Source organism: Roseobacter sp. (genome assembly GCF_045106495.1).
GTDB lineage: Bacteria > Pseudomonadota > Alphaproteobacteria > Rhodobacterales > Rhodobacteraceae > Roseobacter.
Map to the genome: position 1 here is coordinate 1 of NZ_JBGCEQ010000056.1, position 5403 is coordinate 5403.

The following is a 5403-nucleotide window of genomic DNA, read 5'->3' on the forward strand; positions in this document are numbered from 1 at the left end:
CGCTGCGGTCATAGACGCGCTTACCATCAAGCTCACGGCGCTGAATTGATAGTGTGGCCAACTTCGATATGGACACACCCAGATAGTGCGCGGCCTGCGGTGCTGGTAACAATCTCGGCGCAAAGTCTTTAGTCAGCGGCATGATCATCACCCCCTGCCTTGTCGGCACGCACCCAACTGTCGATCAGCGCGCTGAACTTGCCGATCATGCTAGCGCCGCGCGTGTTCGCCCGGCCACGATGCAAACGCCCGATCATCAGCATTGGATAAAGCTGTGCGCCGCGATTGCGCGCGACAGTCCACCAAGCCGTGCGACAATCGGTGCAGCAAAACCGAGCGTGCCGCGCTTTGGCGACTGCACCAAGCTGTTCACCGCAATAATCGCACCGTCCGGCACGCAACGGCTGCACGCGCTCTACGTCGCCTTGATGCCTGACACGGCCCCTTGCGCGGGCAGGGGCCAGTTCTGGGCTTGCATGAGTCATGCGACCCCCCTTCTCCGGTTCTGTAGTCCAGTGGTGCCTTGCAGCCTCTGCCACTGCGTTGGCGACGATTTCTGATGCGCTAAGGGCGATGCGTCCAGATCCCTTGCAGCGATTGCAGCTAACGGTGATGTCGAGGAAAAAGCCTCGCATCAATTCTTGCCGCCGCAGATAGCAGCCGGGGCAATCAATCCCGTTTCCATGCAAGAATTTGTTGGGCATCAGGGGTGCGTGCTTTTGCCCGTGCGACCGCATTTTTTGCAGTAAGGCACCGGACCTTTGACGCCGTCATATTCACCTTGGTTTTTCTGTTCTTTGCAGCAAGTCATATGCTTTCCCTTACTTGACTTTGGTTTGGCGCTCGATTTCGCGGTCGATGTACCAACGAGCTTTTTTCAGGTCGTCCAAGGCGCTGCCCTTCAATCCGGCGCCATAAGTATTTTATGGCGTTCCCGACGCAGAAACCCATGTGCTCGACCACCTGTATGCATTCCACACCAGAAGGGTCCTTATTGTGACGTGATTTGAAGTGGACCGGTGGCCTCAGATATGGGCCGGTGTAACGACACCGCTTCACCAGCTTCTGAACCCGCTATAGCGCCGTCGCGGTATAGCGATTGCTTGCGCTGAATAGCCTTGGGGAAGCCCAACCCCTCGTAGTGTTCGTCCAGCTTTTTATTTTTGACCACCATAACGTCAGTGCCAGTGCCACGTCCGGTGTAATCTAGCGTCTCAACCATGCTGTACAGGCGCGTCGATATTCGCCTTGCCATGTAAATCGCGAAAGATTTTCGGTCGCGCGCGCGGACTGCCGCGTTCCGGTGGTCGGGATTGTAGGCTGCGCTCTGGACCTTGATCGCATTCAGGATATGGCCATGCAGCCACACGGCCAAGTCGCGCTCAGCGCCGTAGCCATGGTACGTCATTGATGTGCCGCGCGTCACCGTGCCTTTGAAAGATGCCCGTGTATTAGTAAACGCCGCGATTGCGCCATGAACGGAGAACATTGCGCCGCCGGGACGGCCGTTCATCCATGGCGTCCCGCTCATTCCAATCGACTCTGCGCGGTCGCCAAGCACATCATCCATCGTGAATCCGAACTTGCCCATGAGGTCCATTGCTTTTTGCATGCATGCCTCTGCCTCGTTTTCACTGGCGGCTGGATTATTGGCTTTTGCGATCAGAGATGCGGCGCGATCCCTCATTGAATTTGACATCGGTATGGCTCCTTTAGAAATCGACATTGACTTTCTACAATGAGATTGTTTAGATAGTCAACAATAAAAGTATACAATGAGATCGAATTGGCAATGTTGAAAAAAGTGAGAGTTTACAATGAAACACGACTCACTGTAGGGCGTTGCACCTATGGGGATGGTGTTCGGGTACGCCCGCGTTTCTACAGAGGACCAAGACTTGTCGTTGCAAATCGCAGCGCTGAGAAAATACGGCATTCCAGACAATCAAATCTTTTCGGAGCACGCATCGGGCAAGACCATGCAGCGCAAGAGCCTCAAGCTTTTGCTGAAAGTTATGAGGGAAGGCGACACGTTGGTCGTGTGGAAGCTGGACCGGCTAGGCCGATCACTCAAGGGTGTTTTGCAAACCGTAGACGACATCGAAAAGGGCGGGATCAACTTCGTCAGCCTGACGGAAATGGTAGACACTGGATCGGCGATGGGCCGTTTCTTCTTTCATATCATGGCCGCAATGGCCGAATTGGAGCGCGGCATGATTTCTGAGCGCACCAAGGCTGGCATGGCCGTTCGCAAAGCTGAAAACCCTGACATCAAGTGGGGTGCAAAGCACGCCATACTGGATCACCCAAAGCGCCTGGAGCATATTCAAGGTCTCTATAACTCCGGTGAGTTCACTGTTTCACCCCGTGAGGCGGGCGGCTTGAAGTGGAAGGGAATGACTGCTCGTGAGTTGCTGGCGGAGATCAATGCCAGTGATCCGAAGGCACGCAAGGTCAAGAGTGAGGCAACGGTTCACCGGTGGTTTCACAGCGGCGCGACAGGTCTCGTCCTGCGGGCCGAAGACAAACAATAAGGAGGGACTAATGCGACCGATGCGTCAGAATTGTTTATCAGCAATCGGGAGGTTCGGGTTGGATTATTTTAATCACGGCCCCCCTTTGTATTTGAAGGAGCGCCAATGTCGGCTACCCAACCCGAAGCGGACGTTGAAATCACGATTCCGGGGGGCTTCTGACAGCCCAAAGCGGTCATTTAACTTCCGAAATGAAAACGCTCCGTAACGGCTATGCAGTGATAAAATCGCACAAAATAAAATCCTACCCCATTCGACGGCCTCAGGAAGCGATCTTGGTCATGGGTTCTTCTGCTGATGCCTGCGGTTCTGTCAAGTCGTCGCCTCGACTAGTGGAAAAGTGTGAAACCGCAACAGCCAACCCACTTGCTTCTTGCTTCATTGCTTGAGCAACGGCGTTTGTTTCTTCGAACATAGCGGCGTTCTTTTGTGTATTCTGTTCCATTTGCGTTACGGTATTGTTGATTTCTGAAATACCTGCTGATTGCTCGGCTGCAGCGTCGACCATTTGAACAACCTCTTTGGTCATACCAGAGATAGACGTCTGGATACTTTCCAGTGCTGAACGACTACGCCCAACAATTTCGACGCCAGTGCTAACTTGGGCTTGGCTTTTCGAAATCAATTCACTTATGTCTTTGGCGGCCTCTGCGGCCCTCTGAGCAAGATTACGCACTTCAGATGCAACGACAGAAAAACCTCGGCCCGAGTCACCTGCCCGGGCGGCTTCGACGCCTGCATTCAATGCCAACAGGTTGGTTTGGAATGCTATGTCTTCGATAACACTGGTAATTTTGGCGATTTCCTCTGACGAAGAAGCAATGCCTTCAATCGCTCCCACCATATCGCCTACTGCGCTCATCGTTTCGTTCGTTTCGTCTTGAGTAGCCCGCACGGACACCCCTACACCCTTCGCACTTTCAGCCGTGGATTTTACGGCAGCTGTTAACTGTTCGACGGACTCAGAAGCTTCCTCAAGGACTGCAGCGGTTTTTTCCGTTCTATGAGCCAAATCGTCTGCCGCTTCGGAAAGTTCGGCTGACGACATCTGAACTGATTGAGCCCCGTTTGTAATCTGGGTGACAATCTTGGAAAGCTCTAAACTGGTCCCATTGATTTTCTTGCTAATCTCCAGAAATATCCCTTCGTAGGTTTCAGGCATTTTTGTTTCGAGATTGCCTGAGGCGATCGCGTCAAGGACACCTGCCAAGTCCGACAAACCGCCTTCCGTGACTTCGCCGATGCGATTTACGCCTTCGCAAAGATCGGCGAAGACTCCGTTTTTATTGTCAGTGTGTAGCCTCTGGGAAAAATCACCGCGAACGCAAGCGGACACAACCTCATTTAATTCCTGGACGGCTTGCTCACCGGCCTGTGCGGCGGCGGTTTGGTCTTCAATTGCTTTACGGTCGTGCGCAATTTGTTGATCAGAAACTTCCTGGACGACGGTCATAATCTGATTGAGACCTTCGCCCAGGGTCTTGGACGCGCCATTCAGATCGCGCAATCGAAGCCGCGTTGAGAAGTCCCCTTCCGAGACTTCGTTTGTCATTCGTTTAATGCCTGCTGCTGCATTCAGTTCAAGTTGGGTCTGCGCTTCGGCGATTGCAAGGCGTTCGAGCTCGCCATCCCGGAAGATCTTCAGGGCATCGGTTATGCGTTTAAGATCGGCTGGTGCAACGTCAGGAACATCGCTTTCGATGTCGCCAGTTGCCATGGCCGTCACGCGATCTGCAGTAACAGTTATTGCTCTTACTACACGACGTGCCAGAAACATTGCTCCCAAGCCCACAATAAACATCAAACCCGCCAAGTGAGCAATGGTTTCAACGATGAGCCTGTTGGATGAGGTCAATCCCTCAGCAGTATAGCCGAGTATCTCCACAACACCTTGGTTTTCCATAGCTTTGATAAGGTCAATTTTCCCCGTCGCAGCAGCAAACCATTTTTCGGGAGAGACTTTCAGTATCGCGGCGGTATCGGCAGAATTCGCAACATCGCGCAGTGTTAGAACCATTTGTGCTGCTGTCGCTTGATCGAGGGCATTCAAGGTTTTGACAAGCAAATCCGACGCAATTTCTCGGTAAATCTCGAAAAGAACATCCTGATCGTGAGCCAGCCTGTTGAAGCGATCAAGAATTGGCTTTGGAAATACACCGTCACCCAAAGCGGCTCTCGCAAAACCTGCCGCCCCAGTCGCGCGTTCAAGGCCCGAAATGTCTTTTATGGTCATAAGAATTGCCTGTCTTTGAACAGCGCGCGCAGCCTTTGCGTAAGCGATTTCTTTGCCAAGTTCAGGGAGCACCGATATCGCCGCGCGATTTAATGCCGTAATGGTCCCCACCGCTGTCAAAAGTTCGATCTCCAGTGCATCCACTTCTTGCCGCAATTTAGCGAGGTCGGAAATGCGTTCGCGAACACCTGTTATTTGGCTCAAGGCAGGAGCATCGTCAGCCAGCAGGTTTTCTAACAAATCCGCGCTTTCCAAAAAGCCACTGATCGCTGCGTCACTGTTTATTCGTTGCTCTGGTAACGCATCAACAAAACTCTGCCCACCGCTCGAGATGAAACCTGCAGACGCCCCGCGCTCTTTTTGCAACTCATGGGTCAGTTTGCCAATCGTTAAAGCAATACTCGACAGCTGACTGTCAACCTCAAGTTTCTGACGTTCCTGCAGCATGTTTGCAATTTGAGGGCCTGCAAAAGTTAGAGTTACGATGAAGCCTGAAGCCGTCAGTAGCAGCATCATTTTCGAAACCGACAAAGTCAGTAACTTGCGCATGTCAGTGAATCCTCCAGATCCAATTGCATGACAAACATACCTATCTTTCATTTAAGAACGGTGAACGACCGTAAGACGCGGAAGCTT

At 52.5% G+C, this 5403-nt stretch carries 4 protein-coding genes; 1 reads left to right on the forward strand and 3 read right to left on the reverse strand.

All coding sequences use genetic code 11. The features are described from left to right. Positions 1–128: 128 nt before the first annotated feature. Positions 129–485: a hypothetical protein gene (locus tag AB8B75_RS21175; protein ID WP_405365064.1), complete on the reverse strand. Its 357-nt coding sequence runs from the start codon at positions 483–485 to the stop codon at positions 129–131. A gap of 506 nt (positions 486–991) precedes the next feature. Further along, complete coding sequence (locus tag AB8B75_RS21180; protein WP_405365066.1) at positions 992–1699, reverse strand: DUF2786 domain-containing protein; 708 nt, start codon at positions 1697–1699, stop codon at positions 992–994. Between the two features lie 157 nt (positions 1700–1856). Here AB8B75_RS21180 and AB8B75_RS21185 point away from each other — a divergent pair, with 157 nt between their 5' ends. Then, positions 1857–2534, forward strand: a complete 678-nt coding sequence (locus AB8B75_RS21185; protein WP_405365070.1) for a recombinase family protein — start codon at positions 1857–1859, stop codon at positions 2532–2534. Between the two features lie 262 nt (positions 2535–2796). Here the strand turns inward: AB8B75_RS21185 and AB8B75_RS21190 are convergent, their stop codons facing one another. Beyond that, the gene (locus tag AB8B75_RS21190) at positions 2797–5316 is read right to left on the reverse strand and encodes a methyl-accepting chemotaxis protein (RefSeq protein WP_405365068.1); all 2520 of its coding nucleotides are present in this window, start codon (positions 5314–5316) and stop codon (positions 2797–2799) included. Positions 5317–5403: the final 87 nt, after the last annotated feature.